The sequence below is a fragment of the Allokutzneria oryzae genome, assembly GCF_042429765.1.
Lineage (GTDB): Bacteria > Actinomycetota > Actinomycetes > Mycobacteriales > Pseudonocardiaceae > Allokutzneria > Allokutzneria oryzae.
Genome location: NZ_JBHLZU010000015.1, coordinates 75,350 through 101,255, shown reverse-complemented (window position 1 = coordinate 101,255; position 25,906 = coordinate 75,350). Strand labels below are relative to the sequence as shown.

General features: G+C 70.9%; 23 protein-coding genes. 12 read left to right on the top strand and 11 right to left on the bottom strand.

Annotated elements, in window-relative coordinates; translation table 11 throughout:
• Positions 1-77: 77 nt before the first annotated feature.
• Genes ACFFQA_RS18025 through clpS form a run of 3 tightly spaced genes read right to left on the bottom strand, consistent with a single transcriptional unit; the run spans position 78 to position 2,015 of the window.
• Positions 78-1,136 (bottom strand): P1 family peptidase, encoded by a 1,059-nt coding sequence (locus tag ACFFQA_RS18025; protein WP_377853226.1) that lies wholly within the window; start codon positions 1,134-1,136, stop codon positions 78-80.
• The gene (locus ACFFQA_RS18020; RefSeq protein WP_377853225.1) at positions 1,129-1,719 is read right to left on the bottom strand and encodes a DUF2017 domain-containing protein; all 591 of its coding nucleotides are present in this window, start codon (positions 1,717-1,719) and stop codon (positions 1,129-1,131) included. The genes ACFFQA_RS18025 and ACFFQA_RS18020 overlap by 8 nt, the downstream gene beginning before the upstream one ends.
• Positions 1,716-2,015, bottom strand: coding sequence for an ATP-dependent Clp protease adapter ClpS (clpS, locus tag ACFFQA_RS18015; protein WP_377853223.1), 300 nt, complete (start codon positions 2,013-2,015; stop codon positions 1,716-1,718). The genes ACFFQA_RS18020 and clpS overlap by 4 nt, the downstream gene beginning before the upstream one ends.
• Before the next feature lie 105 nt (positions 2,016-2,120).
• Between clpS and ACFFQA_RS18010 the strand changes: the two genes are divergently transcribed.
• Complete coding sequence (locus ACFFQA_RS18010; protein ID WP_377853221.1) at positions 2,121-3,407, top strand: nicotinate phosphoribosyltransferase; 1,287 nt, start codon at positions 2,121-2,123, stop codon at positions 3,405-3,407.
• A gap of 24 nt (positions 3,408-3,431) precedes the next feature.
• A complete protein-coding gene (locus ACFFQA_RS18005; protein ID WP_377853219.1) occupies positions 3,432-4,001 on the top strand; it encodes a nicotinamidase in 570 nt (189 codons plus the stop codon).
• A gap of 28 nt (positions 4,002-4,029) precedes the next feature.
• On the opposite strand, the gene ACFFQA_RS18000 is transcribed toward ACFFQA_RS18005, so the two are convergent.
• A complete protein-coding gene (locus ACFFQA_RS18000) occupies positions 4,030-4,689 on the bottom strand; it encodes a hypothetical protein (protein WP_377853217.1) in 660 nt (219 codons plus the stop codon).
• Between the two features lie 274 nt (positions 4,690-4,963).
• Between ACFFQA_RS18000 and ACFFQA_RS17995 the strand changes: the two genes are divergently transcribed.
• Both ACFFQA_RS17995 and ACFFQA_RS17990 read left to right on the top strand, forming a co-directional pair.
• Positions 4,964-5,734, top strand: coding sequence for a nucleotidyltransferase domain-containing protein (locus ACFFQA_RS17995; RefSeq protein ID WP_377853215.1), 771 nt, complete (start codon positions 4,964-4,966; stop codon positions 5,732-5,734).
• 1 nt (position 5,735) lies between these two features.
• Positions 5,736-7,799: an ATP-dependent DNA helicase gene (locus tag ACFFQA_RS17990; RefSeq protein ID WP_512699662.1), complete on the top strand. Its 2,064-nt coding sequence runs from the start codon at positions 5,736-5,738 to the stop codon at positions 7,797-7,799.
• Positions 7,800-7,955: 156 nt separating this feature from the next.
• Here ACFFQA_RS17990 and ACFFQA_RS17985 read toward each other — a convergent pair whose 3' ends face one another.
• The 3 genes from ACFFQA_RS17985 to ctaD form a co-directional block, all read right to left on the bottom strand.
• Positions 7,956-8,756 carry an aminoacyl-tRNA hydrolase gene (locus ACFFQA_RS17985; protein ID WP_377853213.1) on the bottom strand — a complete coding sequence of 267 codons (801 nt, stop codon included), beginning with the start codon at positions 8,754-8,756 and terminating at the stop codon, positions 7,956-7,958.
• Positions 8,757-9,962 carry a phosphoserine phosphatase SerB gene (gene serB / locus ACFFQA_RS17980; protein WP_377853421.1) on the bottom strand — a complete coding sequence of 402 codons (1,206 nt, stop codon included), beginning with the start codon at positions 9,960-9,962 and terminating at the stop codon, positions 8,757-8,759. It abuts the gene before it with no gap.
• A gap of 123 nt (positions 9,963-10,085) precedes the next feature.
• Positions 10,086-11,855 (bottom strand): aa3-type cytochrome oxidase subunit I, encoded by a 1,770-nt coding sequence (ctaD, locus tag ACFFQA_RS17975; protein WP_377853211.1) that lies wholly within the window; start codon positions 11,853-11,855, stop codon positions 10,086-10,088.
• Positions 11,856-12,554: 699 nt separating this feature from the next.
• Here ctaD and ACFFQA_RS17970 point away from each other — a divergent pair.
• From ACFFQA_RS17970 to ACFFQA_RS17960, 3 genes are all read left to right on the top strand, one after another.
• Positions 12,555-14,129: an arabinofuranosyltransferase AftB family protein gene (locus tag ACFFQA_RS17970; protein WP_377853209.1), complete on the top strand. Its 1,575-nt coding sequence runs from the start codon at positions 12,555-12,557 to the stop codon at positions 14,127-14,129.
• Between the two features lie 27 nt (positions 14,130-14,156).
• Positions 14,157-14,531 carry a hypothetical protein gene (locus ACFFQA_RS17965; protein WP_377853207.1) on the top strand — a complete coding sequence of 125 codons (375 nt, stop codon included), beginning with the start codon at positions 14,157-14,159 and terminating at the stop codon, positions 14,529-14,531.
• 74 nt (positions 14,532-14,605) lie between these two features.
• Entirely contained in the window at positions 14,606-15,190 is a 585-nt protein-coding gene (locus ACFFQA_RS17960; RefSeq protein WP_377853205.1) for a DUF305 domain-containing protein, read from the top strand.
• A gap of 72 nt (positions 15,191-15,262) precedes the next feature.
• Here ACFFQA_RS17960 and ACFFQA_RS17955 read toward each other — a convergent pair whose 3' ends face one another.
• On the bottom strand, positions 15,263-16,876 hold the full coding sequence (locus ACFFQA_RS17955; protein WP_377853203.1) for a UbiD family decarboxylase: 1,614 nt from the start codon (positions 16,874-16,876) through the stop codon (positions 15,263-15,265).
• A gap of 5 nt (positions 16,877-16,881) precedes the next feature.
• Entirely contained in the window at positions 16,882-17,490 is a 609-nt protein-coding gene (locus ACFFQA_RS17950) for a UbiX family flavin prenyltransferase (RefSeq protein WP_377853201.1), read from the bottom strand.
• 166 nt (positions 17,491-17,656) lie between these two features.
• Between ACFFQA_RS17950 and ACFFQA_RS17945 the strand changes: the two genes are divergently transcribed.
• Together ACFFQA_RS17945 and ACFFQA_RS17940 are read left to right on the top strand one after the other, a co-directional pair.
• Positions 17,657-18,475, top strand: coding sequence for a putative RNA methyltransferase (locus tag ACFFQA_RS17945; protein WP_377853199.1), 819 nt, complete (start codon positions 17,657-17,659; stop codon positions 18,473-18,475).
• A 9-nt stretch (positions 18,476-18,484) separates the two neighbouring features.
• Positions 18,485-20,845: a Tex family protein gene (locus ACFFQA_RS17940; protein ID WP_377853197.1), complete on the top strand. Its 2,361-nt coding sequence runs from the start codon at positions 18,485-18,487 to the stop codon at positions 20,843-20,845.
• A 100-nt stretch (positions 20,846-20,945) separates the two neighbouring features.
• On the opposite strand, the gene ACFFQA_RS17935 is transcribed toward ACFFQA_RS17940, so the two are convergent.
• Together ACFFQA_RS17935 and ACFFQA_RS17930 are read right to left on the bottom strand one after the other, a co-directional pair.
• Complete coding sequence (locus ACFFQA_RS17935; protein ID WP_377853196.1) at positions 20,946-22,583, bottom strand: ABC-F family ATP-binding cassette domain-containing protein; 1,638 nt, start codon at positions 22,581-22,583, stop codon at positions 20,946-20,948.
• Between the two features lie 24 nt (positions 22,584-22,607).
• Positions 22,608-23,201, bottom strand: coding sequence for a TetR/AcrR family transcriptional regulator (locus ACFFQA_RS17930; protein ID WP_377853194.1), 594 nt, complete (start codon positions 23,199-23,201; stop codon positions 22,608-22,610).
• A gap of 54 nt (positions 23,202-23,255) precedes the next feature.
• Between ACFFQA_RS17930 and ACFFQA_RS17925 the strand changes: the two genes are divergently transcribed.
• The 3 genes from ACFFQA_RS17925 to ACFFQA_RS17915 are packed head-to-tail and all read left to right on the top strand — an operon-like array spanning position 23,256 to position 25,899.
• Positions 23,256-24,683, top strand: a complete 1,428-nt coding sequence (locus tag ACFFQA_RS17925; protein ID WP_377853192.1) for an amidase — start codon at positions 23,256-23,258, stop codon at positions 24,681-24,683.
• Positions 24,680-25,507: a HipA family kinase gene (locus ACFFQA_RS17920; protein ID WP_377853190.1), complete on the top strand. Its 828-nt coding sequence runs from the start codon at positions 24,680-24,682 to the stop codon at positions 25,505-25,507. Before ACFFQA_RS17925 ends, ACFFQA_RS17920 begins: the two co-directional genes overlap by 4 nt.
• Positions 25,504-25,899: a DUF3037 domain-containing protein gene (locus ACFFQA_RS17915; RefSeq protein ID WP_377853188.1), complete on the top strand. Its 396-nt coding sequence runs from the start codon at positions 25,504-25,506 to the stop codon at positions 25,897-25,899. Before ACFFQA_RS17920 ends, ACFFQA_RS17915 begins: the two co-directional genes overlap by 4 nt.
• Positions 25,900-25,906: the final 7 nt, after the last annotated feature.

The window sequence follows — 25,906 nt, the reverse complement described above, 5'->3', positions numbered from 1 at the left end:
GACGGGAAGGGGACGTCAATTGGCCTGATCTGCAAATAGCGAAGACCTGAGCCAGATTTGATACGCGGGTGACTTTCTTATTTCGGGGCGCCCCGAAGCGCGGACGGGTACAGCTCGCGGTAGGCGGGCCGGCCGGACAGGGGCCGGGCGGTGAGCATCGCGTGCACGACCGCGCGGGTGACCGCGTCGGAGATCGCCGCGCAGAGCCGGTCGAGCTCACGGGGCCTGGTCTCGGCGGTGCGGTACTGGTGCGGGTCACCCGTCGGCAGCTCCCGCTCCCCCGTCGCCATGACGAAGAAGGTGTCGCCGTCGTACATGGTGTGCGCGGGCCGGACCGCGCGGGCGAGGCCGTCGTGCGCGGCGATGGCCAGCCGCTGGCACTCCGCCTTGTCCAGCCGCGCGTCCGTGGCGACGACGCCGATCGTGGTGTTGAGCTTCTCCGGGTCCGGTCTGAGGCGTTCGCGGGCCGCGTCGACCTCCGCGGTGTCCGGCGCGGTGATCCCGAACTCACCCGCGAGCTCGGAGGACGCGCCCCAAGGCAGGCCGGTCGCGAGGTCGACCGCCTCGCCGCAGGCGTTCATCGCCAGCAGCACGCCCACGGTGCACCCGCCGGTGACCACGGCGCTCGCGGTGCCGATGCCGCCCTTGAGCGCTCCGGCCGTCGCGCCCGTGCCGGCGCCGACGCAGCCCATCGCGACCGCGCCGTCCGAGGCGGCCGCACAGGCCGAGTAGCCGAACTCGGCGTCGGGCCGGTTGCCCCACTCCGACAACGGGAGGTCGAACAGGACGGCGCCCGGAACGACGGGAACGACCTGGTCCGGCCGCGCGCCGACCTGAAGACCGATGCCGTGCTCGCCGAGCCAGCGCATCACTCCGTCGGCCGCCGCGAGGCCGTAGGCGCTCCCCCCGCTCAGGCACACGCCGTGCACGCGCTGCACGAGGGCGGACGGCTCCAGCGCGGACGTCTCGCGCGTGCCCGGCGCTCCGCCGCGCGTGTCGACCGCCGGGGTCGCCCCGTTGGGCGCCAGGACGACGGTGGTGCCGGTCGCCCAGCCGTCACCGATGCGCTCGTGGTGCCCGACGCGGATGCCGGGGACATCGGTGATGGCGTTGTGCGGACCGGGCAGCTCAGCCATAGGCGTGATCGTCGTCGAAGAACAGCGCGTTGACCAGGCTGTCCTGCACCCAGGTCAACCACTGGTAGACGCCGTAGTGCGGGGCGCGGGGGTCGCTCGGGTCGAGCTCGTCCGGCATGTCGTCGGTGAGGTCGAGCGCGGTGCCCAGCGCGATGCGCACGTCGTTCAGCGCCGCGATCCAGGCCTCGGCCTCCTCGTTGGTGAGCCGCGCCTCACCGCCGTCGATCGGGCAGGTCTCCATGACCACCGTGCTCGCGGCCGTCTTCGCCTCCAGCACCGCCGGCTCGTGCAGCGAGCGCAGCGCGGCGGCCGAGTTCGCGTGCTCGGCGTCCAGCTCGCCGTCGGGGTCGTTGAGACCCGCGCGGTGGAAGTCGGGCAGCAGCCGCGCCATGATCGGGTCCTCCGGCGCGGTCGACGGGCCGGTGCGGATGCCGGTCAGCGCGGCGAGCTCGTCCTGCGGGGCCTCGTCGGACCTGGCGAGCAGCATGTCCCGGATCTGGTCGACCATGCCGCGGATGAGCGCGGCCTCCTGTTGCGCGAGTACCGCGACGAGACGATCACCCTTGCGGCGCCAGCTGTTCACGAGTCCCGCTGCATGGTCGCCCAGAGGCCCGCGGCGTGCAGCTTCGCCACGTCGGCCTCGACCTTCTCCTTGGCGCCCGAGGACACCACTGCCCGGCCCTCGTTGTGCACATCGAGCATCAGCTTCGTCGCGTGGTCCTTGCTGAAGCCGAAGAGTTTCTGGAACACATAGGTTACGTAGGACATCAGGTTGACCGGGTCGTTCCACACGACCGTCATCCACGGTCTGTCCTGGGCACCGACCGCGTCCTCGGTCGGCTCAACCTGTGTCCGCTCCTGATCAACGGGCGTGGACATGGGATCCATGGTGTCACGCTCCCATGACAGCTGCGAACGGCACGATCAGTGCATTGAATGACATTCGCCCCTTCCGCGTGAAGCTCGGTCGTAGGCTTGCTGCTCATGACGTCGTCGAGCACCGCCTTCCTCACCGACCACTACGAGCTGACGATGCTGGCCAGCGCCCTGCGCGACGGCACAGCGGACCGGCCGTGCGTGTTCGAGCTGTTCGCTCGGCGGCTGCCGACCGGCAGGCGCTACGGCGTCGTCGCCGGCACCGGGCGGTTCCTCGACTCGCTCGCGGGTTTCCGCTTCGGCGAGGAGGAGCTGGCCAAGCTGGAGGCGTCCGACGTCGTCGACCGCGCCACCCTGGACTGGCTGGCGGACTACCGGTTCAGCGGCGACATCGTCGGCTACCCCGAGGGCGAGCTCTACTTCCCCGGCTCACCGGTGATGACCGTGAGCGCCTCCTTCGGCGAGGGCGTGCTGCTGGAGACGCTGGCGCTGTCCATCCTCAACCACGACAGCGCCGTCGCGTCGGTCGCGGCGCGGATGTCGTCGGCGGCCAACGGGCGCAGGCTGATCGAGATGGGCTCGCGGCGCACCCACGAGGAGGCCGCGGTGGCCTCGGCCCGCTGCGCCTACCTCGCCGGTTTCACGTCCACGTCGAACCTGGAGGCGGGCAGGCGCTACGGCATCCCGACGGCGGGCACCTGCGCGCACGCGTTCACGCTGCTGCACGACAGCGAGGAGGACGCCTTCCGCGCACAGATCGACGCCCTTGGGGTCCAGACCACACTTCTGGTCGACACCTACGACATCAGCAGGGGGATCGAGACGGCCATCCGCGTCGCCGGGCCGAAGCTCGGCGCGATCCGGATCGACTCCGGGGACCTCGGCGTGCTCGCCAGGCAGGCGCGCGAGCAGCTCGACGCGCTCGGCGCCCGCGAGACCAAGATCGTCGTCTCCGGCGACCTCGACGAGTACGCGATCGCTGCGCTGCGCGCCGAGCCGGTGGACGCCTACGGCGTGGGCACCTCGCTGGTGACCGGCTCCGGCGCGCCGACGGCGGGCATGGTCTACAAGCTGGTCGAGGTGGACGGCCGCCCGGTGGCCAAACGCAGCTCCCACAAGGAGTCCAGGGGCGGGCGCAAGGCGGCGCTGCGCCGCTACAAGGCGACCGGAACGGCGCTGGAGGAGGTCGTCTACCGCGCGGACGGCCCCGGTCCCGAACGTCACGATCACGACCGCGAGCTGCAGATCCCCCTGGTGCGCGCTGGACAGGTGGTGCCGGGACTGCCCACCCTGGACGACGGCAGGCAGCGGCTGCGCCAGGCACTGGTCAGCGTGCCGTGGGAGGGGCTCGCGCTCTCCGGCGGCGAGCCGGTCATCCCGACGGTCTTCGCGTAACGCACACCGGCAGGAGGTTCGGCGATGGCAAGGGCACTCATCGTTGTGGACGTGCAGAACGACTTCTGCGAGGGCGGTTCGCTCGCGGTGAACGGCGGCGCCGCGGTCGCGGAGGCGATCTCGCGGCACATGGCGGCCAACGACTACGACCACATCGCGGCGACGCGGGACTACCACGTCGACCCAGGCGGGCACTTCAGCGAGACGCCGGACTTCGTCGACTCCTGGCCGGTGCACTGCGTCGCGGGCACGGCGGGCGCCTCGTTCCACCCGGAGCTGGACATCACGCGGGTGGAGGCCGTCTTCTCCAAGGGCGCGTACTCGGCTGCCTACTCCGGGTTCGAGGGCTCCGACGCGTCGGGCCGCACGCTCGCGGACTGGCTGCGTGAGCGCGACGTGGACTCGATCGACGTGGTCGGCATCGCAACGGACCACTGCGTCCGGGCGACGGCTCTGGACGCGGCGCGCGAGGGCTTCTCGGTCACCGTGCTGCTCGGCCTCACCGCGGGCGTCTCGCAGTCCACTGTGGACACCGCGATGACCGCGCTCACCGATGCCGGGGTCCGGACAACGGGAACCCCGGTGGTCCGCTAGGGCCCACCGGGGTTCCGCGCCGACCAGCTCAGAAGCTGGGACGGCACTCCACGCTGCCGACGATGATGCTGCCGCGCAGCGGGGTGACGCCCGCGGGCGGGAAGGCGACGCGCATCACGTTGAGGCGGATGGCGCCCTCGGACTTGGTGACCTCGTTGAAGAACACCCGGGCCAGCAGCTCACCCTTGTTGTTCTTGAGCGGGATCATGTGGTTGGCGGGCATGGGGTTCGGGATCTCCAGGCCGGAGACACCGCCGAGCGAGAACTTCCCGCTGGTCCCGTTCGCCGTCGAGGTGCACTCGGCGGAGTAGGTGCCGACGCGCGTGATCTTCGTGTAGCCGTAGGCCTTCAGCGCGGTCAGCTCGAACTTCGTGCCGTTCATCTTGACGACGTTGTCGTCGCCGACCTTCTTGCACTCGGTCGTGCCCTTGCCGAACTTGGCGAGGGAGCCGACGGTCTTCGCGGGCACGGTGCCGCTGCTGGGGGTCGGGGTGTCCGGGTCCACGTCGCACAGCGCGAGCTCGCCGCTGTTGGTGGTGGTCTCACCACTGGTGACGTTGACCTCGCCGACGTTGGCCGCGCCGTCCTGGATCTCCGCGGCGGCGTAGGCGGGCGAGCCGACCGCCACGGTGGTCGCCAGCACGGCGCCGATGACGGCGACCCGACGCAAACCTGACCTCGTGCTCATCGTTGTTACCTTCTTCCGACGCCGTGTACCGCGACGCCCCGTCCACACAGGACGGACGCGTTCTCGCTCGGAACATCGGCCGAACGGCCTAACGCTATACACGATTTGCCGCCCGCCACTCGTTCGGGAAACCCATATGCCCCGACCGAGGTAGCGGCGGCTTCGGCGACAACGGAGAGCAATCGGCGCTGTCCCCCGCCCCGCGCCGATGCCGCCTTCGGGTCGCCGAACGCGCTGGACGAGTCGTCCCTGGCGCGTGGGTAACGTGGTCGGCATGATCACGAGCACGGCCCTCGCGGTCGCCAGAGACCACTTGGACAGACTGGACGCGAGGGCTCCCGGGCTCGTCACCGGGATGCACGTCGTCGGCTCGGCGGTGCTCGACGACTACCGACCCGGGATCTCCGACCTCGATGTCGTCGTCGAGCTGTCCAGTGACGCCGATCCCGCCGTGCTCGCGGACGCGCACACCGGACCCGGGGTCAGCGTGGAGGCGGTCTACGTCCGCGACGGGGAGCTCGACGGGCGCCCCGACGACGTCGCGGACGGGCCGTGGGCGAACCTGGGCGTGCTCAGCACCACCGAGCGGAGCTTCCAGCTGAACCCGATCACGTGGCTGCAGCTCGCCGGTCCCGCCGAGACCGTGCGCGGCAGGCGACCGAGGCCGCACGCCGACGTCGAGGCGGCCAAGCGGTTCTGCCAGGACAACTTCGACGAGTACTGGGCACCGCTGCTGAACGAGTCGAAGGCGTTGCTCGACGCGCAGAAGCCGGACGCGCCCGTATCCGCACAGGCGATCGTGTGGATCGCGCTCGGACCGCCCCGGCTGTGGCACACCGTGCGCACTGGCGAGGTCATCGGCAAGTCACAGGCCGGACGGGCCGCCGCGGAGCACTGGCCGGAGTTCAAGGCCGACCTGGACGACATCCTCGCCGCACGCGCGGGGAGAACCACCAGCCTCTCCGTCCGGCACGGGCTGACCGCCGTCGCGGTGGGCGAGCGCGTGCTGCACGAGTTGTCCGAGGCTCGCGGTAGCGTCTCCTGACGTGTCCCCTGCCTCCCCGAGCACCCTGACCGCGACGCGGAAACCGCACGAGATCCCCGAGGTTCGTGCGCTGCTCGCCGCCGCCGTCGAGGCGGTCGGCGGGTCGGAGCGCCCCGGGCAGCTCACGATGGCCGAGGCCGTCGCGCACACCATCACCAGTGGTGAGCACCTGGCCGTGCAGGCGGGCACCGGCACAGGCAAGTCGCTGGCCTACCTCGTGCCCGCGCTGCGGCACGCCGTCGCCGCCGAGGCCACCGTCGTGGTGTCCACCGCGACCATCGCGTTGCAGCGCCAGCTCGTCGACCGGGACCTGCCCCGGCTGGCGAAGACGCTCACGCCGCTGCTCGGGCGGGAGCCGCGCTTCGCCATCCTCAAGGGCCGCCGCAACTACCTGTGCATGCACAAGATCCACGGCGAGATCGACGACGAGCCCGAGGACAACGCGCTGTTCGACCAGTTCGCGATCTCCGCGATGGGGCGGCAGGTGAAGCGGCTGCACGAGTGGTCGTCGGAGACCGAGACCGGTGACCGCGACGAGCTCGTGCCCGGCGTGACCGACCAGGCGTGGCGGCAGGTGTCGGTCACCGCCAAGGAGTGCCTCGGCGTGAGCAAGTGCCCGGTCGGCGTTGACTGCTTCGCCGAGCGCGCGCGGGCCGAGGCCGGCAAGGCCGACGTCGTGGTCACCAACCACGCGCTGCTGGCCATCGACGCGCTTGAGGGCTACAAGGTGCTGCCCGAGCACGACGTCGTGATCATCGACGAGGCGCACGACCTGGTGGACCGGGTGACCTCGGTGGCCACCAACGAGCTCACCTCCGGCATGGTCGGCACGGCGGCGCGCCGGGTGGGCAGGCTGATCGACCAGGACGTCGCCGACCGGCTCGCGGAGAGCGCGGACGGGCTCGCGCTGATCATGGACGACGTGGCGGCGGGACGGCTGGAGTCACTGCCGAAGCCGCTGGCCGGGTCGCTGGCCGCCGTGCGCGACGCCGCGCACGCCTGCATCACCGCGCTCGGGCCGGAGCGCAAGGAGGACCTGGACGGCACCGCCAACCGCAAGATCGCGCGGGCGTCGCTCGACGAGGTGCACGACACCGCCTACCGGCTGCTCGGCGCCTTCGAGGCGCCGGAGGCGGAGCGGCGCGACGTGGTGTGGCTCTCCAGCGACTGGGAGCGCATCCGGCCGCCGACGCTGCGGGTCGCGCCGTTGTCGGTCGGCGGGCTGTTGCGGGAGAAGCTGTTCGGGCCGCGCTCGGTCGTGCTGACCTCGGCGACGCTCGCGCTCGGCGGCTCCTTCGACACCCTGGGCAGGCAGTGGGGGCTGCCGCCGTCCTCGACCGCGAAGCGGGCGGAAGGCGCGGCGACGGAGAAGGAGGTCCCGTCCGACTCGGCCGGTCCCCGGTGGACCGGGATCGACGTGGGCTCGCCGTTCGAGCACCAGCGCAGCGGCATCCTCTACGTCGCGAGGCACCTGCCCCAGCCGGGGCGGGACGGGCTTCCCGAGGAGTACCTGACGGAGCTGACCGAGCTCGTCCAGGCCGCGGGCGGCCGCACGCTCGGGCTGTTCTCCTCGATGCGCGCGGCGAAGCAGGCCACCGAGGAGCTGCGCAAGCGGATCGAGCAGCCGATCCTATGCCAGGGCGACGACGCGACCGGCCAGCTGGTGAAGAAGTTCGCCGAGGACGTCGAGACCTGCCTGTTCGGCACGCTGTCGCTGTGGCAGGGCGTTGACGTCCCGGGACCGTCGCTCCAGCTCGTGGTGATGGACCGCATCCCGTTCCCGCGTCCGGACGACCCGCTGGCCTCGGCGCGCCAGAAGGCGGTGTCGGCGCGCGGCGGCAACGGCTTCCTCACGGTGGCCGGAACGCACGCGGCGCTCCTGCTCGCCCAGGGAGCGGGCCGCCTCCTGCGCTCGAACGACGACAAGGGCGTGATCGCCGTACTCGACCCGCGGTTGATGACCGCCCGCTACAGCGGCTTCCTGCGCGCGTCGCTGCCGCCGTTCTGGACCACCACCGACCCCGCCGTGGTCCGCAGCGCCCTGGAACGCATCAACACCGACTAACCCACTCCACTCCGCCCCGCCTCCTCATCCTGGGGGCCGCGCGTAGTCGCGTTTTGTACGCATAACGCGAATTTGGCGCGCTCCTACGCGCGTTATGCGTACAAAACGCGAAACGTCGGCGGTCGGAGGGAGTTGTTGGTCACGCGGGGAAGTGGGTCAGGCGGGCCACTGGGTGATGACGGTGATGGTGCCGGGATCGACCTCGGTGAAGCCCGCGTCGCGGACCGCCACGACGCGCTTGGACCGCCAGGCGTGGGCGGGATCGTCGCCCGGGTGGAGTGAGCGCCAACGGGCCGGGTCCGCTTTCCTGACCGTGCAGGGGAATCCCGCTTCGGCCCAGTCCGCCAGGTCGGCGCCCTTGCCGTCGGCGTGCAGCAGGGCCGCCGCCAGCATCGTGGCGTGGCCGACCTGTGCCGCCGCCTTGCCCACGGTCATCGCCGCGTCGGGGTTGAGCCACAGCACGGGCACCGCGTCCGGCAGCGCCGCCGGGGACGGGTCCTCCGGCAGCTCGCTTCCGGAGATCTGGAGGCGGCTCAGCACCTTCGGCGTCTCGACCACGAGGCCCGGAAGCAGTGACCGGACCTCGGCGCCGTCACGCGCCACGGTCACTCCCGGCAGGTCCTGCACGGCCGCCCAGTGGGCCCCCCGCGCGCGGCGGGAGACCTTGCGGATGCGGCCGCACATCCACGCGTGCACCTCGTCGTGCCACGGCTGTCCCGGCGCGGCGAGCGGGTCCAGGCACACCGCGATCGCCGAGGAGGCCGCCGCCGCCAGCAACGCGGCGCGGGACGGCGGGTCGGCCTTCTCGATGCGCAGGACCATGGGCATGGCGCGCACCAGCTCCGGCCGCTCGTCCGAGGTGTCCACTGTGGACTCAGCGCTGAGGCGGAGCCACGAGACGTAGCGGTCGGCGAGCGGGTCGAGGATCGAGGCGGTGGCGAGCACGGGGTCAGTCAATCACTCGATCTCGATGCGCTCGGCGGGCAGGCCGTCCGCGGCGTCGGCGGCCTCCACCTCGGCTCTGGTCACGCCGAGCACGAACAGCACCGCGTCCAGGAACGGCAGCGAGAGCGCGGTGTCGGCGACCTCGCGCAGCGCCGGCTTGGCGTTGAAAGCCACCCCGAGGCCCGCGGTGGAGAGCATGTCGATGTCGTTGGCGCCGTCACCTACCGCGACGCACTGCGCGAGCGGGATGTCGTACTCGTCGGCGAAGCGGCGCAGCGCGGCGGCCTTGCCCTCGCGGTCGACCACCGCTCCGACGACGCGACCGGTCAGCACCCCGTCGACGACCTCCAGGTCGTTGGCGGCGCAGAAGTCCAGGTCGAGGTCCTCCGCCAGGCGCAGCACGACCTGGGTGAAGCCGCCGGACACCACGCCGCAGCGGAAGCCGAGCCGCTTGAGCGTGCGCACCGTGGTCCGCGCTCCCGGGGTCAGCTCCAGCTCGGCGGCGACCTCGTCGAGCGCCTTCTCCGGCAGGCCCTTCAGCAGCGCGACCCGGCGCTCCAGGGACTGGCCGAAGTCCAGCTCCCCGCGCATCGCCTCCTCGGTGATCCCGCGGACCTCGTCCTCGTGGCCCGCCTTGGCCGCGAGCATCTCGATGACCTCGCCCTGGATCAGCGTGGAGTCCACGTCGAAGACCACCAGGCGCTTCGCCCGGCGCGCCAGACCCGCCTGCTCCACCGCGATGTCCACGCCGATGCGGGCGGAGAGCTCCACCATGGCCGCGCGCAGCTCGGCATCGCCCTGCGGGGTCTGGGTCGCCGTGCTCACCGACAGCTCCAGGCCGGTGACCGGGTAGTCCGCGACTCTGCGGATCGAGTCGATGTTGGTGTTCAGCGCGGCGAGCCTGCGGGAGACCTCGGTGAAGGCGCGCGCGGTGACCGGGCGGCCCATCACGATCAGCTGGTGGGTGGAGGCCAGCTGCGATGTGGACCGGACATCCGCGCCGACCTCGACGTCGACCTGCATCCGCACCGTGGCCATGGCCTGCTCCACCGCCTCCTGCAGGCCCTCGGGGTCGTGCTCGGTGGAGACCAGCACGCCGAGCACCAGCCTGCCCCTGATCACCACCTGCTCGACGTCGAGCACCTCCACGCCGTGCCTGGTCAGCGCGGCGAAGAGCACGGAGGTCACGCCCGGCTTGTCCGGGCCGGTCACGGTCATCAGCACGGGGGTGGCGTTCGGGCCGGTCACGGTTTCTGGCTCCTCTTCGGCTGGGAGAAAGCGAACGAGCCCCTGGGCATCGCTGCCCAGGGGCTCGTCGTCGAGCACTGCTTGCGGTACTGCCTACTTGGCGGTGGGGTCACCCTTGGTCTCGTCGTCCGCCTGCACCGCGGCCGCCGCCACCTCGGAAGGCGCCGGTGTCGCCTTGCCGTGCTTGCCACCGATGTGCGCCTCGGCGCGGAAGCGCTCGACCATGTGCGGGTAGTGCAGCTCGAACGCGGGGCGCTCGGAACGGATCCTGGGCAGCTCGGTGAAGTTGTGCCGCGGCGGCGGGCAGGAGGTCGCCCACTCCAGGGAGTTGCCGTAGCCCCACGGGTCGTCCACGGTCACGATCTCGCCGTAGCGGTAGCTCTTGAAGGCGTTCCACAGGAACGGCAGCATCGACGCGCCGAGGATGTAGGCGCCGATGGTGGAGATCATGTTCAGCGTGGTGAAGCCGTCGCTGGGCAGGTAGTCCGCGTAGCGGCGGGGCATGCCCTCGTTGCCGAGCCAGTGCTGGACGAGGAACGTCAGGTGGAAGCCGACGAAGGTCGTCCAGAAGTGCAGCTTGCCCAGCGGCTCGTCCATCATCCGGCCGGTCATCTTCGGGAACCAGAAGTAGACGCCGGCGAAGGTGGCGAAGGCGATGGTGCCGTAGAGCACGTAGTGGAAGTGCGCCACCACGAAGTAGCTGTCGGAGACGTGGAAGTCGATGGCGGGGGCGGCAAGCAGGACGCCGGACAGACCACCGAAGAGGAAGGTCACGATGAAGCCGATGCTGAACAGCATGGGCGTCTCGAAGGTGAGCTGCCCCTTCCACATCGTGCCGATCCAGTTGAAGAACTTCACGCCGGTCGGCACGGCGATGAGGAAGGTCATGAAGGCGAAGAACGGCAGCAGCACGGCGCCGGTGGCGTACATGTGGTGCGCCCACACCGCGACGGACAGGGCCGCGATGCCCAGCGTCGCCCAGACCAGGCCCTTGTAGCCGAAGATCGGCTTGCGGCTGAACACCGGGAAGATCTCGGAGACGATGCCGAAGAACGGCAGCGCCACGATGTAGACCTCGGGGTGGCCGAAGAACCAGAACAGGTGCTGCCACAGGATCACGCCGCCGTTGGCCGGGTCGAACACGTGCGCACCCAGGTGGCGGTCGGCCATCAGGCCGAGCAGCGCGGCGGTCAGGATCGGGAACGCGATCAGCACCAGGAGGCTGGTGATCAGGATGTTCCAGGTGAAGATCGGCATCCGGTACATGGTCATACCGGGCGCGCGCAGGCAGACCACGGTGGTGATCATGTTGACGGCGCCGAGGATGGTGCCGAGACCACCGACGACCAGGCCGGAGATCCACAGGTCAGCGCCGACGCCAGGCGAGTGGATCGCGTCCGAGAGCGGCGTGTAGGCGAACCAGCCGAAGTCGGCGGCACCGCCGGGGGTGATGAAGCCCGCCATCACGATGAGGCCACCGAAGAGGTAGAGCCAGTACGAGAAGGCGTTGAGCCGCGGGAACGCCACGTCGGGCGAGCCGATCTGCAGCGGCAGGACGAAGTTGGCGAAGCCGAAGACGATCGGCGTCGCGTACAGCAGCAGCATCACCGTGCCGTGCATGGTGAACAGCTGGTTGTACTGCTCCTGCGAGAGCACCTGCATGCCAGGCACGGCGAGCTCGGTCCTCATCAGCATCGCCATGACGCCGCCGACCAGGAAGAACGCCATCGCCGTGACGATGTACATGATCCCGATTTGCTTGTGATCCGTCGTGCGGAACATCCGCAGCAGGAACGAACCCTTGACCGACTCGCGCGTCGCGTAAGGACGCGTGGCGATCGGCTGGGGGGCTACGGCCGTCACGATGCCTCCTGAGCTGTACTTCACCGCCTGATGCGGGCATACGTAGCCTGCCCGGACATCCGAGGGGATCGTAGACCGCTCGCTCCGGCACGGCGCGTCTGGGCCACGTCGAAGGCGGGCCGAGCAGGCCATCACCCGAACTGGGGTAAGTCAGCTCACACCTCGCAGCTCTCCAGGAGCGCGAGTGCGGGGGGCCGCACGGGAGGCGGCGAGCGTCCGGCAGAGGCGCACGACGGCCTCGTCCGGTCGTCCCACAAGGACACGTCGCCCCCGCCCTCACCGATCGCGGCCCGCCTGCCGCCCGAGGACGACAGGACCGCGAAACGGGCGCTGTCAAGCGGAGCACTGGGGAACTCCGGACGTTCGCGCGGACCGGTCACCGAACGCCGGAGAATCCCGAGGAGACAGAGCGCAGATTCTTCGAGTGAGGTCGCTTTTCGCAGTTTGCGACCGCCCAGACCAGGGAGAACGCTACCGTTCGACACCCCGAACGACACAGACAACGGCGTTCACACTATAAATGGCGGGAAGCCGAAGAGGGTAGCAGCAAAGCCAGGAGAGCAATTCGTGACTGTCGCACCGTCCGGCGAGATAGGAAATCCGAAAGCAACCACGGATGCCGTTACGGTAAACAACGAAAAGACTACGGACGCTTCTTCTCGTCGATGGAATACCGGCGTCGCGGTTGCCGCCGTCGCGGTGATCCTGGTCGCCGGGTACACCCGCCGGTGGATCTCCGACGACGGCCTGATCTACGTGCGCGCGGTCGAGCAGATCCTCGCGGGCAACGGTCCGGTCTACAACGCGGGCGAACGCGCGGAGACCTCCACCGGCACCCTCTGGCAGTGGTTACTCGTGGTTGTCGGGTTCATCGTGCCCGACAACCTGGCCGAGGCCGCGGTGTACCTCGGGCTCGCCATGACCGCCGCGGCCGTCGCCCTCGCGGTGACGGGCGCGCAGCGGCTGCACGGCGGGGTCACGGTCCCGGCGGGCGTGGTCGTCGTGCTCGCGCTGTCGCCGATGTGGGACTTCGCCACCTCCGGACTGGAGACCGGCCTCGCCTTCGCCTGGATCACCGGCGGCTGGTGGCTGCTGCTCCGCTCGCGCGACAACGACCAGGCCAACCTCTACGGGCTCGCGTTCGTGCTCGGCCTCGGACCGCTCGTGCGCCCCGACCTCGCGCTCGTGTCGATCGTGTTCCTGGTCGCGCTGTGGCTGGTGCACCGGCCGGGGCGGCGCGACACCATCCGGCTGCTCGCCGTCGCGGGTGCTGTGCCGGTGGCCTACCAGGTCTTCCGGATGGGGTACTACGGCATCCTCGTTCCGCTGCCCGCGATCAGCAAGGAGGCGTCGGAGTCGCACTGGCTGCGCGGCCTCGGCTACTTCTTCGACCTGTTCCTCACCTACGGGGTTCTGATCCCCGCGGGGATCGTGCTCTGGGCCGGTCTGCGGCGGCGCGTCGGCCGGGTGGACCGCGTCCTCACGCTCGCGCCGGTCGTCGCGGGCGCGCTGTCGATGACCTACGTGACCAAGGTCGGCGGCGACTTCATGCACGGCCGCATGCTGCTTCCGGGCCTGCTCCTGATCATGCTGCCGTTCTTCTGCCTGCCAAGGCCGGAGAACCGCGAGGTGCTGAAGTGGTCGAGCCTCGCGCTCGGCGCGTGGGCGGTGCTCGCCGCGGTGATGCTGCGCCCGCTGTACTCCCCTGGCCTCGGCCCGTTCGGCGTCGCCGACGAACGGGGCTTCTACGTGCGGAAGAACGGCGTCGCCAACCCGATCTCCAAGCAGGACTACGTCAACCCGCAGCGGGAGAAGCACGGCTGGGTCATGTCCGCCAAGCGCGAGCTGGTGTTCGCCATCGACAAGCCGAGGAGCGAGCCGCTGTCCCCGAACCGGGAGGAGCGGGTCGCGCTCGTCTGGCCGGTTCTCGGCTCCGCGGGCGCGATCACGACGCTGGAGCAGCCGGCGGTCGACCCGCTCGGGCTGGCCTACCCGCTGGCCGCGCACCTGGAGCTGACGAACCGGGGCGGCCGGGTGGGCCACGAGAAGCAGCTGCCGCGCGTGTGGATCACCGCCGACTACGGCGCGCCCACCGAGGAGAACGCGGCGGCCAGGCGGGCGCTGGCCTGCGGTGACCTCGCGGAGCTCCAGGAGTCCGTGCGCGCGCCGCTGACCTGGGAGCGGTTCGTGGACAACTTCCTCGGTGCCTTCGACAGGACGTCGCTGCGGGTGCCCGCCGACCCGGTCGCCGCGGAGCAGCGGTTCTGTGGGTGACCAAGGTCTGCGTATACCCTGCGGGGTATGCGCCGGGCACCGACCAGAACGCTCCTGAGCGGAGCGATGCTCGGCCTGCTCGTGGTCGGGGTGTCCCTCGGCGTGCTGGCGATGCACCAGGTGCCGCACGCACCGGACACGGTTTCGGTTGCCCAGCAGCACGAAGGCCATCACGGACCGTCTCAAGAGGACGGTCCGGCGCACGGCGACACCATGACGCACATGTGCGTCGGGCTGATCGTCGTGATCACCGGGCTGGTGGGGCTGGCCCTGGTCGCGCTCGTGCGGCGGGAGCACGAAGGACTGCCCCGTCCCTCCGCCCTGCGGTGGTTGCGGAGCCTGCCCAGTCGCGCGCCACCACTTCGGCTGACTCTCTCGGAGTTGTGCGTACTGCGGTTGTGATCGGTTAGCCGGAGTGCGTGCTCACGCACGCCCCGGACCCGGTTCACCCGCCACGACTCTCCGGAAGAGAAATCATGAAGCTCATCAAGACCGCGGTCGTCGCCGCCCTCGTCACCCTCACCGTCGCGGCCTGCGGCGGCCAGCCCGCGCCCGCGGGCCACAGTGAACACAGCAGCACGTCCGCGCCCGCCGCGGCGAAGAACAACGCCGCCGACATCGCGTTCGCCTCCGGCATGGTCCCGCACCACCAGCAGGCCGTGGAGATGGCCGACCTGATCCCCGGCCGCAGCGACAACCCGAAGCTGGTCAGCCTCGGTGAGCGGGTCCGGAAGGCGCAGCAGCCGGAGATCGACAAGATGAACGGCTGGCTTAAGCAGTGGGGCGCGCCCGCGCCGACCGGCCACGAGGGCCACGCCGGGCACGACATGGCCGGGATGATGACGCCGCAGCAGATGACCGAGCTGAAGGCGGCCAAGGGCGTCACCTTCGACAAGATGTGGCTGCGGATGATGGTCGAGCACCACAAGGGCGCGCTGGAGATGGCCCGCACCGAGCTGGACAAGGGCGCCGACCCCGACGCGAAGAAGCTGGCCAAGGACATCGTCGACTCGCAGCAGAAGGAGATCGACGAGATGACCGCGATGCTCGCCGAGCGCTAAAACACGCCATTCGCGGGCTTATGGACCTCTCAGAGCTGTCGAAGACGTCCATAAGCCCGCGAATGGCCGTTGTTAGTCGACCCAGTTGTCCAAGATCTTCTTGCGCAGGTCGGCCGGGTAGTTGAGGTCGAAGGCGGTGCTGCGCGGGCGCTCCGGTCCTTGTGGCAGCAGCGAGTCGAAGGCGAGCAGCGGCGCGAGGTAGGTCTCCTGCTCCTCCTTGCCGTAGCAGACCATCAGCGCGTTGAAGGACCGCTGCGGGATGACCACCTGGTCCTTCACCGGGTGCGTCCTGGTGGCGAAGCCCCACATCAGGTCGCGGTGGTCGGTCACGTCGAGGTCGTCGTCGAGCACCATGACCTGCGACAGCCAGATGACCACGCGGGTGTCGCAGATGATCTCCGCGATGCGCTTGGTCAGGTCGCGGGACGACGTGATCCCGGTCCGCTCCGGCCAGTCCCGCGGCAGGGTCACCGCGAGCACGTGCAGCGCGCTCTCCGGCACCATCCAGGCGTTCGTCGCGGGAATCCCGTTCTTGCGCAAGGCGTTCAGGATGATCGCCGAGGCCGGGACGCCGACCGCGGTGTGGTCCTCGTCGACCGCCTTGCCCGCCGTCACCACGGGCAGGATCGCGTTGTCCCTGTGGGTGATCGCGGTGACCGTGCAGGTCGGCATCTGGCGCACGTGGACGCTCATGTAGCCGGGCGCCTCGCCCATCGGTCCCTCGGCGACGGTCTTCTCGAAGTCGATGTGGCCCTCGATGACGATCTCCGCCGTGGCCGGGACCCGGAGGTCCACGGTCTTGCAGCGCACCAGCTCCACGGCCTTGCCGTAGTAGCCGCCGAGGAAGGACGCCTCGCTCACCCCGTCCGGCAAGGACATCGCCGAGGCGAACGGGATGCCCGGCTCCGCGCCCTGCACCAGGGCGAACGGCGCCTGCTTGCCCTGCTCGGCCCACTGCGCCGCGATCTCGCCCAGGTGCTGGAAGAACGGCACCACCAGCGGGGCGAACCGCTTGCCGTCCACCAGCATGGCGCGGCTGATCGACCAGTTGACCCACTTGCCGTCCGGGGTGCCGACCACGAAGGTGCCCCAGGTGTTCAGGTAGGGGCCGCCATCTCCGTTGTGCAGCAACGGAACCGGGATCCTGGTGAGGTCGGCGTCCTTGCCGAGCAACACGTTCTGCTGGCACGGTCCACTGGGGACGGTCACCGGCTCGACCGGCTTGAGGTCGTGCGCCCTGGCCAGCGCCTCCACCATGGCCAGCGGGTGGGTGTCCGGCCGGAAGCCGAGCGACAGGGCCACGCGGGAGTACCGGGCGTGCGGCAGCGAGCTGAGCGCGGCGGGCGCGCCGAGCACCCGGAACCCCCTGGGGTGGCCCTTGATCCGGTTGAACAGCACGGCGGGGCCGTTGATCTCGGTGGTGCGCCTGGTGATCGCGCCGATCTCCAGGTGGGTGTCGACCTCGCGGTTGATCTCCCGGAGGTCGCCGAGAGCGGCCAGCGCGTCGAGGTACTCGCGCAGGCTGCCCAGCCGCCGCTTGGCGTCCTTGTCGTAGGGATCCCACCTCCTCGGCGCGGCGGCGGCGCTCTCCGCGGTGATCCCGGCCAGGCTCGCGCCGACGGAACCCGCGGCGACCAGGCCACCGCGCCGGAAGAGCCCTCTGCGGGACAACTCGGTGCCGGACATGCCCTTCACTCCTTGTGCGCGAAGCCGTTGGTCAGCAACCGCTGTGCCTTGGCGTCGGCGGTCCCGGTCCAGCGGGCCGCGTTCGGCGCCTCCAGACCGAACTGGTCGAGGATCCTGGCCACGCTGTGGTCGATGACGTCGTCGAGGCTGTGCGGGGCGTTGTAGAAAGCGGGCACCGGCGGGAACACCGTCGCCCCCGCCTGGGTCACGCCGAGCATGTTCTCCAGGTGGATCGTGCTCAGCGGGGTCTCCCGGACCACGAGCACCAGCCTGCGGCGCTCCTTGAGCACCACGTCGGCGGCGCGGCTGATCAGCCCGTCCCCGGTGCCGTGCCGGATGGTGGCCAAGGTCTTGGTGGTGCACGGGACGACCACCATGCCGTCGGTGCGGAACGAGCCGCTGGAGATCGGCGCGGCCTGGTCGTCGGCCCCGTGCACCGCGGTGGCCAGCGCCCGCACCTCGCGCACCGAGTAGCTCGTCTCCAGCTCGATGGTGGCGCGCGCCCACTTGCTGAGCACCAGGTGCGTCTCCACCCCGAGCTCGCGCAACGCGAGCAGCACCCGGATGCCCAGCTCGGCGCCGGTGGCTCCGGTCATGCCCACTACCAGGCGCATCACGGCCTCCCCCTTTTGCAATGCGAGTGCATTGTATAGATGAGCTTGCCGTTTCGGAAAAGCCCGAAGCGCCTTGTTGGGTCGATCGGAGCAGTCCCGTCGGCCGACTCGCGGCCGGGTGCGGTCGGGCAACCGGGCGGCGCCGGTGCATATACTTCGCCGCGTCATGCGCAGCGAACACCTGGAACACCTGCGGTGTCCTCATTGCAGGGCCCCACTCGCGGCGGCCGGGAACACCGTTTCCTGCGCTGGCGGCCACAGCTTCGACATCGCGAGGCAGGGCTACGTGAGCCTGCTCGCGGGCAACCACTCCTACCGCGTGGACACCGCCGGAATGGTCGCGGCGCGCGAGGCCTTCCTCGGCGCGGGCCACTACGGCCCCGTCGCCGACGCGCTCGCCGAGGCCGCGGGCGCACCCCTGCCCGAGGGCTGCGTGCTCGACATCGGCGGCGGGACCGGCCACTACCTCCGGGCCGTGCTCGACGTGCTGCCGGACCGGCACGGCATCGTGCTCGACCTGTCCAAGTTCGCCGCCCGCCGCGCGGCCAAGGCCCACCCGAGGATCGGCGCGGTCGTCGCCGACGCCTGGAGCGAGCTGCCGGTCGGGGACGGCGCGGCGGCCTTGGTGCTCAACGTCTTCGCCCCGCGCAACGGCCAGGAGCTGCGCCGGGTCACCCACCCCGACGGCGAGCTGCTCGTGGTCACCCCGACCCCGGCGCACCTGGGCTCGCTGGTGCGCGAGCTCGGGCTGCTCACCGTCGACGGGCGCAAGCAGGAACGGCTGCGCGACAGCCTCGACCCGCATTTCACCTTGCTGGGCGGGGAAACCGTGGAGTACCCGCTCACGCTCGACCACGACGAGCTCGCCCAGCTGGTGGGGATGGGGCCGAGCGCGTGGTCGTTCGACCCGGCCTCGCTGGGCGCGCTCCCCGAGAACTTTGAGATCACCGTGTCGGTGTCGCTGACCCGCTACCGCCCGAAGTGAAGGATCGACATGCTGTCCATTGACCAGAAGATCGCCGAGGAGCTCGGGGTGCGCGAGCGGCAGGTGACCGCGGCGGTCGAGCTGCTCGACAGCGGCTCCACCGTGCCGTTCATCGCCCGGTACCGCAAGGAGGTCACCGGCGCGCTCGACGACGCGCAGCTGCGCACGCTGGAGGAGCGCCTCGGCTACCTCCGCGAGCTGGAGGAGCGGCGCAAGGCGGTGCTGGAGTCGATCGACTCCCAGGGCAAGCTCGACGACGCGCTGCGCGCGCAGATCCTGGCCGCGGACTCCAAGGCGCGGTTGGAGGACATCTACCTCCCGTTCAAGCCGAAGCGGCGCACCAAGGCGCAGATCGCGCGCGAGGCGGGGCTCGAACCGCTGGCGGACGGCCTGCTGAACGACCCGGCGACCGACCCCAAGGCGGCGGCCGCGGTCTTCGTCGACGCCGACAAGGGAGTCGCGGACGCGGCGGCCGCGCTGGACGGGGCGCGCGCGATCCTGATCGAGCGCTTCGGCGAGGACGCGGACCTGATCGGCGAGCTGCGCGAGCAGGTGTGGTCGCGCGGCAGGCTGGCGTCGAAGGTCCGCGAGGGCAAGGAGACCGACGGCGCGAAGTTCGCCGACTACTTCGACTTCGCCGAGCCGCTGACGAAGCTGCCGTCGCACCGGGTGCTGGCGATGCTGCGCGGGGAGAAGGAGGAGGTGCTCGACCTCGTACTGGACCCGGAGCCCGAGGGCGACGCGTCGGCCATCCCCACCGGCCCCAGCGACTACGAGACGCGCATCGCCGCCCGCTTCGGCGTCTCCGACCAGGGCCGCCCCGCCGACAAGTGGCTGACCGACACGGTGCGCTGGGCCTGGCGCACCCGCATCCTCGTGCACCTGCGCATCGACCTGCGGCTGCGGCTGCGCCAGGCCGCCGAGGACGAGGCGGTGCGCGTGTTCGCGGCCAACCTCCGCGACCTGCTGCTGGCCGCGCCCGCGGGCTCCCGCGCGACCATGGGCCTCGACCCCGGCTTCCGCACGGGTGTGAAGGTGGCCGTCGTCGACGCGACCGGCAAGGTCGTCGCGACGGACGTGATCTACCCGCACGTGCCGCAGCAGCAGTGGGACCAGTCGCTGGTCAAGCTGGCCAGGCTCGCCGAGCAGCACAAGGTGGAGCTGATCGCGATCGGCAACGGCACCGCCTCCCGCGAGACGGACAAGCTGGCAGGGGACCTGATCAAGCTCCGCCCGGAGCTCAAGCTCACCAAGGTCGTGGTGTCGGAGGCGGGCGCGTCGGTCTACTCGGCGTCGGCCTACGCCTCCCAGGAGCTGCCCGGCATGGACGTGTCGCTGCGCGGCGCGGTCTCCATCGCCCGCCGGTTGCAGGACCCGCTCGCCGAGCTGGTCAAGATCGACCCGAAGTCCATCGGCGTCGGCCAGTACCAGCACGACCTGTCCGAGGTGAAGCTCTCCCGCTCCCTGGACGCGGTGGTCGAGGACTGCGTGAACGCGGTCGGCGTCGACGTGAACACCGCCTCGGCGCCGCTGCTGACCAGGGTGTCGGGCATCGGTGAGGGCCTCGCGGAGAACATCGTCCAGCACCGCGACACCAACGGCCCGTTCCGCTCCCGCAAGGCGCTCAAGGACGTGGCGCGCCTGGGCCCCAAGGCGTTCGAACAGTGCGCGGGCTTCCTCCGCATCCGCGGCGGTGACGACCCGCTGGACTCCTCCAGCGTGCACCCGGAGTCCTACCCGGTGGTGCGCCGCATCCTGGAGAACACCGGCAGCGAGATGGCGGGCCTGATCGGCAACACCCGCGTCCTCCAGGCCCTGGACCCGCGGAAGTTCGTGGACGACACCTTCGGTCTGCCCACGGTCACCGACATCATCAAGGAGCTGGACAAGCCGGGCCGCGACCCGCGTCCGGCCTTCAAGACCGCGACCTTCGCCGACGGCGTGGAGAAGCTGGCCGACCTCAAGCCGGGCATGACGCTGGAGGGCGTGGTCACCAACGTGGCGGCCTTCGGCGCGTTCGTGGACATCGGCGTGCACCAGGACGGCCTCGTGCACGTCTCGGCGATGTCGAACACCTTCGTCAAGGACCCGCACGACGTGGTGAAGTCCGGCGACATCGTCCGCGTGAAGGTGCTCGACGTCGACATCCCCCGCAAGCGCATCTCGCTGACGCTCCGCCTCCAGGACACCCCGGACCCGTCCGCCTCCCGCGGCGGCGGCGGTGGCGGCGGCTCGCGCGGCGGCGCTCCCCGCAGCGGCGCTCCCCGAGGCGGCGGCTCGCGCGGCGGCAACGCCCGCGGCTCGTCCCCCGCCCCCTCCGGCGGCGGCGCCCTCGCCGACGCCCTCCGCCGCGCCGGCTTCAGCAAGTAGCCCCCGAGCAGTAGCCCCCGAGCGCCATTCGCGGGCTTATGGACCGTTCCGGAGCACCGAAGGAGTCCATAAGCCCGCGAATGGCCGTAATAGGCCGGGGTCAGCGGTCGAGGACGCGGCCCCCTGCCACCTCGATCCGCCGCGTGGTGTGAACCGCGTCCAGCATCCGCCGGTCGTGCGTCACCAGCAACAGAGTTCCCGTGTAGGCGGCCAACGCCGACTCCAGCTGCTCGATCGCCGGCAGGTCCAGGTGGTTGGTCGGCTCGTCGAGCACCAGCAGGTTCACCCCGCGCGCCTGGAGCAACGCCAACCCCGCGCGAGTGCGCTCGCCGGGCGAGAGCGACGCCGCCGGACGGAGCACGTGGGCCGCGCGGAGGCCGAACTTGGCCAGCAGGGTTCGGATGTCCGCCGGCATCCAGTCCGGGACCTGCGCGGCGAAGGAGTCCAAAAGGGACTGTTCACCGACGAAGGAAGCCCTGGCCTGGTCCACCTCTCCGACGAGGACTCCCGGGCCGAGGGAGGCATGACCGGAGTCCAGGGGGACGCGGCCCAGCAGCGCTGCGAGCAACGTCGACTTGCCTGCGCCGTTCGCGCCCGTGATCGCCACCCGGTCCGCCCAGTCGATCTGGAGGTCCACCGGACCGAGGGTGAAGCCGCCGCGCCGCACCACCGCGCCGCGCGCCGAGGCGACGACCGCTCCGGAACGGGGCGCCGCCGCGATCTCCATCCGGAGCTCCCACTCCTTGCGGGGCTCATCGACCACGTCGAGGCGCTCGATCATGCGCTCCGTCTGGCGGGCCTTCGACGCCTGCTTCTCCGTCGCCTCGGAACGGAACTTGCGGCCTTGCTTGTCGTTGTCGGTGGCCTTGCGGCGCGCGTTCTTGACGCCCTTCTCCATCCAGGCCCGCTGCGCACGGCCCCGAGCCTCAAGCGCGGCACGGGTTTCCGCGTACTCCTCGTAGTCCTGGCGGGCGTGCCTGCGCGCGACCTCGCGCTCCTCCAGGTAGGCCGCGTACCCGCCGCCGTAGGCGCGAACCTGCTGCTGCGCGAGGTCGAGCTCGACGACCGAGGTCACCGTCCTGGTCAGGAACTCGCGGTCGTGGCTGACCAGGACCGTGCCCGCGCGCAGGCCGGTGACGAACTGTTCGAGCCGCTCCAGCCCGTCCAGGTCGAGGTCGTTGGTCGGCTCGTCGAGCAGGAAGATGTCGTAGCGGCTGAGCAGCAGCGAGGCCATGCCCGCGCGCGCCGCCTGGCCGCCGGAGAGCGAGGCCATCGGCTGGTCCAGGCTGATCGTCAGGCCCAGGTCGGCCGCGACCTCCTCGGCACGGTCTTCGAGGTCAGCTCCGCCGAGCGCGAGCCAGCGCTCCAGGGCCACCGCGTAGGTGTCGTCCGCGCCCGGCTCCCCCGTCGCCAGCGCCTCCGCCGCGGCGTCCATCTCGCGCTGGGCGCCGGTCACCCCGGTGCGGCGGCCCAGGAACGCGCGGACGGTCTCGTCGGCGCGGCGCTCCGGCTCCTGCGGCAGGTGGCCGACGGTCGCGGTCGGCGGGCTGAGCCTGATGGTGCCCTGTTCCGGCGCGATCACCCCGCCCAGCGTCCTGAGCAGGGTGGACTTGCCAGCGCCGTTGACCCCGACCAGTCCGATCACGTCGCCCGGCGCGACGACCAGCTGGAGGTCGGAGAACAGGACGCGGTCGCCGTGACCGGCGCTGAGGTCCTTGGCGACGAGAGTGGCGCTCATAGTCGGAAAGGATGCTAGGAGCGGTCAGTCCCCGGCCGAGCGGGTCCAGGTGCGCATCAGCAGCTCGACCGCGTCGACCACGACGTCGTCGCCGATCTCGTCAGGGAACAGCAGCCGCTGGATGAGCAAGCCGTCCTCCAGCGCGTGCACGATCAGCGCCAGGAACGCCGGATCGGCTGGCGGGGTCTTCCCGGCGAAGATCTGCTCGATGTTGCGGGCGTGGGCGTCGCGGGCGATCGTCTCGCGCTCGGCGAGCCGCGGGCGGATCTCGGCGTTGCGTAGCGCGTAGAGCATCAGTTCGGTCCGCAGGGCCAGCCACTCCGTGAGGTGCTCGGCACGCGCGCGGTTCCATTCGCGGACGGCCTCCCACGGGTCTTCGGCGCTCTGGAGCGCGGTGACCTCTTCGAGCTCGCGCAGCGTCCGTTGCTTCAGCAGCTCTCCGACGAGCTGGTGCTTGTCCTCGAAGTTCCCGTAGAACGCGCCCCTGGTGTAGCCGGCGCGCTCGGCGATCTGCTCGACCGAGGTGCCGTTCACTCCGCGCTCGGCGAACAGGTCGGCCGCGGCGGTGAGCAACCGCTCGCGGGTCTGGGCACGGCTCTGCTCACGGGTCAGGCGCATGCCGTCGAATATATACAGTCGCGTACTCAGATACAGGTTTGTATCTTGACTGCCATGTGGAAACTGAGCGCGACCGAGCTGGCCGCCGCGGTCCGCTCCGGCGAACTGGGCGCCGTCGAGGTCGTCCGCGCACACCTTGACCGGATCGCGGAGGTCAACCCCGCCGTCAACGCGGTCACCAGGACGCTGGAGCAGGAGGCCGTCGCCGCGGCCGCGGACATCGACCGGCGGCGCGCGGCGGGCGAACGACTCGGCCCGCTTGCCGGGGTTCCCTTCACGGTCAAGGAGAACATCGACGTCCGAGGCTCGGCGACCACGCACGGCGTGCCCCACTTCCGGAACGCGATGGCCGGCTCCGACGCGCCCCAGGTGCGGCGGCTGCGCGAGGCGGACGCGATCCCGATCGGCCGCTCCAACATGCCGGACATGACCATCGGCGGCTACGGGACCACGAGCCAGCTCTTCGGCGAGACGCTGAACCCCTGGAACAGCACGAAAACTCCCGGCGGGAGCAGCGGAGGCGACGGCGCGGCGGTGGCCGCGGGCATGGCCGCGCTGGGGCTCGGCAACGACTCCGGCGGCTCGATCCGCATTCCCGCGATGTGTTGCGGCATCACGGGTCTCAAGGCGAGCCACGGGCGGTTGCCGGTGGACCACCGGGTGGCCGGGGTCGAACCGACGCTGGCCTCCCAGCTGCTCCCGGTGGACGGGCCCCTCGCCCGCATGGTCGCCGATCTGCGCGCCGCGTTCGAGGTGCTGGCCGGGCCGGACCCGTGCGACCCGCTCGCCGTTCCGGCGCCGCTGGACGGGCCGCCACCGCCGGAGCCGATCACGGTCGGGGTGGTGTCCGACCCCGGCGGATTCGGTGTGCACCAAGACGTTCGCGCCGCGGTGGAGCAGGCGGCGGACGCGCTCGCGGACGCCGGATACGCGGTGGAGGAGGTGGAGCTGCCGCGCTACGCCGACGCGCTCACCGCGTACGGGAAGCTGATCAGCACCGAGTTCGGCCTGTCGTGGCCGCGCATCCGCCCCTTGCTGACCGAGGAGAGCGCTCAGCACATGGAGCTGTCCATGGAGCGCATGCCGCCGTGCTCCCTGGCCGACTACGTCAAGGTCACCGGTGACCGGCACGGAATAGTCCGGGACTGGAAGCGGTTCCAGCAACGGTACCCGCTGGTCGTCGGCCCGGTCAGCACACAGCCGGTCGGCGACCGGGACCCGCGGGTGTCCGGCCCGGAGGAGCACATGCGGAGCACGCTGGCGATCAGCCTGAACACCGTCACCACGCTCGTCGGCGTGCCGGCGGTGGCGGTGCCGACCGGCGTCGGCGGTGCTTCCCCGTCCGGGGGTGTGCCCAGGGGAGTTCAGGTGATCGGCGGGCACTTCCGCGAGGACCTGTGCCTCGCCGCGGCCGCCGAGATCGAGCGGCGGTTCGGCACGGTCACGCCGGTCACGCCCGACTGGAAAGGCGAGCAAGCGTGAAGCATGTGACGGCGATCCGTTATGTGGCGCCACTGCGCGAGGGCGGGTCGCTGCCGGGGATCATGGAGGCCGACGACCTCGGCACGTACGTGGTCAAGTTCCACGGTGCGGGCCAGGGCCGCAAGGTGCTGGTCGCCGAGGTGGTCAGCGCGCACCTCGCCCGCGCGCTCGGCCTGCCCGTTCCGGACCTGGTGACCGTCGAGCTCGACCCGGTGCTCGCCGCGAGCGAGCCGGACCAGGACATCCAGGACCTGCTGCGCGCCAGCGGCGGGCTGAACCTGGGCATGGACTACCTGCCCGGCGCGCTGGACTTCACCCCGGCCGCGTTCTCCGTCGACTCGGGCTTCGCGGGCCGGGTGGTGTGGTTCGACGGCCTGATCGGCAATGTCGACCGGTCCTGGCGCAACCCGAACATGTTGTCCTGGCACGGAAAGCCGCATCTGATCGACCACGGATCGGCACTGACGTTCCACCACAACTGGGCGCGGCGCGAGACCTGGGTCGCGCGGCCGTTCGACTCCAGCGAGCACGTGCTGATCGACTTCGCGCCGGACGTGGCCGCCGCCGACGCCGCGCTCGCGCCGCTGGTCACCCGCGAGCTGCTGACGGCGGCGCTGGCCCGGGTCCCCGACGCGTGGCTGGCGGAGGAGCCCGGCTTCGACGACGTGGACCAGCTGCGCGCCGCGTACGTGGACCAGCTCGCCGCGCGGGCGGCGGCCAGCTCCGCCTGGCTGCCCGATCCGACCATCAGGAAGGATCGGACGCCCAAGAAGGTCGGCGCGAACCGGCCGAGTTGGTTGACGACCAAGGGTGGCGGGAAGTGACTGATCGGCGGCACGTCTTCGAGTACGCGGTGCTGCAGGTCGTGCCGCGCGCCGAACGCGGCGAGTCGATCAACGCGGGAGTGCTGCTCTACTGCCGCAGGCTGGACTACCTCGGCTCGCGGGTGCACCTGGACGTGGACCGGCTGCGCGCGCTGGACCCGACCGCCGACCCGGACAGCGTCGCCCGCGCGGTGCGGGCGTTCGCGGACGTCTGCGCGGGCTCGGAGGTCGCGGGTCCGGCCGCCGAGGAGGAGATCGGCCGCCGCTTCCGCTGGCTGACCGCACCGCGCAGCACGGTCGTGCGGGCCGGGCCGGTCCACTCCGGCCTCACCGCCGCCCCGGACGCGGACGCCGACCGGCTGCTGCGGCAGCTCGTCCTGCCCGTCCGGTGAGTGTCGG

Coding starts and splice junctions, on each gene's coding strand:
- ACFFQA_RS17955 (WP_377853203.1), bottom strand. CDS start 16,876: ATGTCCGGCACCGAGTTGTCCCGCAGAGGGCTCTTCCGGCGCGGTGGC.
- ACFFQA_RS17960 (WP_377853205.1), top strand. CDS start 14,606: ATGAAGCTCATCAAGACCGCGGTCGTCGCCGCCCTCGTCACCCTCACC.
- ACFFQA_RS17965 (WP_377853207.1), top strand. CDS start 14,157: ATGCGCCGGGCACCGACCAGAACGCTCCTGAGCGGAGCGATGCTCGGC.
- ACFFQA_RS18010 (WP_377853221.1), top strand. CDS start 2,121: ATGACGTCGTCGAGCACCGCCTTCCTCACCGACCACTACGAGCTGACG.
- ACFFQA_RS17940 (WP_377853197.1), top strand. CDS start 18,485: ATGCTGTCCATTGACCAGAAGATCGCCGAGGAGCTCGGGGTGCGCGAG.
- ACFFQA_RS17945 (WP_377853199.1), top strand. CDS start 17,657: ATGCGCAGCGAACACCTGGAACACCTGCGGTGTCCTCATTGCAGGGCC.
- ACFFQA_RS17930 (WP_377853194.1), bottom strand. CDS start 23,201: ATGCGCCTGACCCGTGAGCAGAGCCGTGCCCAGACCCGCGAGCGGTTG.
- ACFFQA_RS17935 (WP_377853196.1), bottom strand. CDS start 22,583: ATGAGCGCCACTCTCGTCGCCAAGGACCTCAGCGCCGGTCACGGCGAC.
- ACFFQA_RS18005 (WP_377853219.1), top strand. CDS start 3,432: ATGGCAAGGGCACTCATCGTTGTGGACGTGCAGAACGACTTCTGCGAG.
- ACFFQA_RS18025 (WP_377853226.1), bottom strand. CDS start 1,136: ATGGCTGAGCTGCCCGGTCCGCACAACGCCATCACCGATGTCCCCGGC.
- clpS (WP_377853223.1), bottom strand. CDS start 2,015: ATGTCCACGCCCGTTGATCAGGAGCGGACACAGGTTGAGCCGACCGAG.
- ACFFQA_RS17925 (WP_377853192.1), top strand. CDS start 23,256: ATGTGGAAACTGAGCGCGACCGAGCTGGCCGCCGCGGTCCGCTCCGGC.
- serB (WP_377853421.1), bottom strand. CDS start 9,962: ATGACCGTGACCGGCCCGGACAAGCCGGGCGTGACCTCCGTGCTCTTC.
- ACFFQA_RS18000 (WP_377853217.1), bottom strand. CDS start 4,689: ATGAGCACGAGGTCAGGTTTGCGTCGGGTCGCCGTCATCGGCGCCGTG.
- ACFFQA_RS17995 (WP_377853215.1), top strand. CDS start 4,964: ATGATCACGAGCACGGCCCTCGCGGTCGCCAGAGACCACTTGGACAGA.
- ACFFQA_RS17950 (WP_377853201.1), bottom strand. CDS start 17,490: ATGCGCCTGGTAGTGGGCATGACCGGAGCCACCGGCGCCGAGCTGGGC.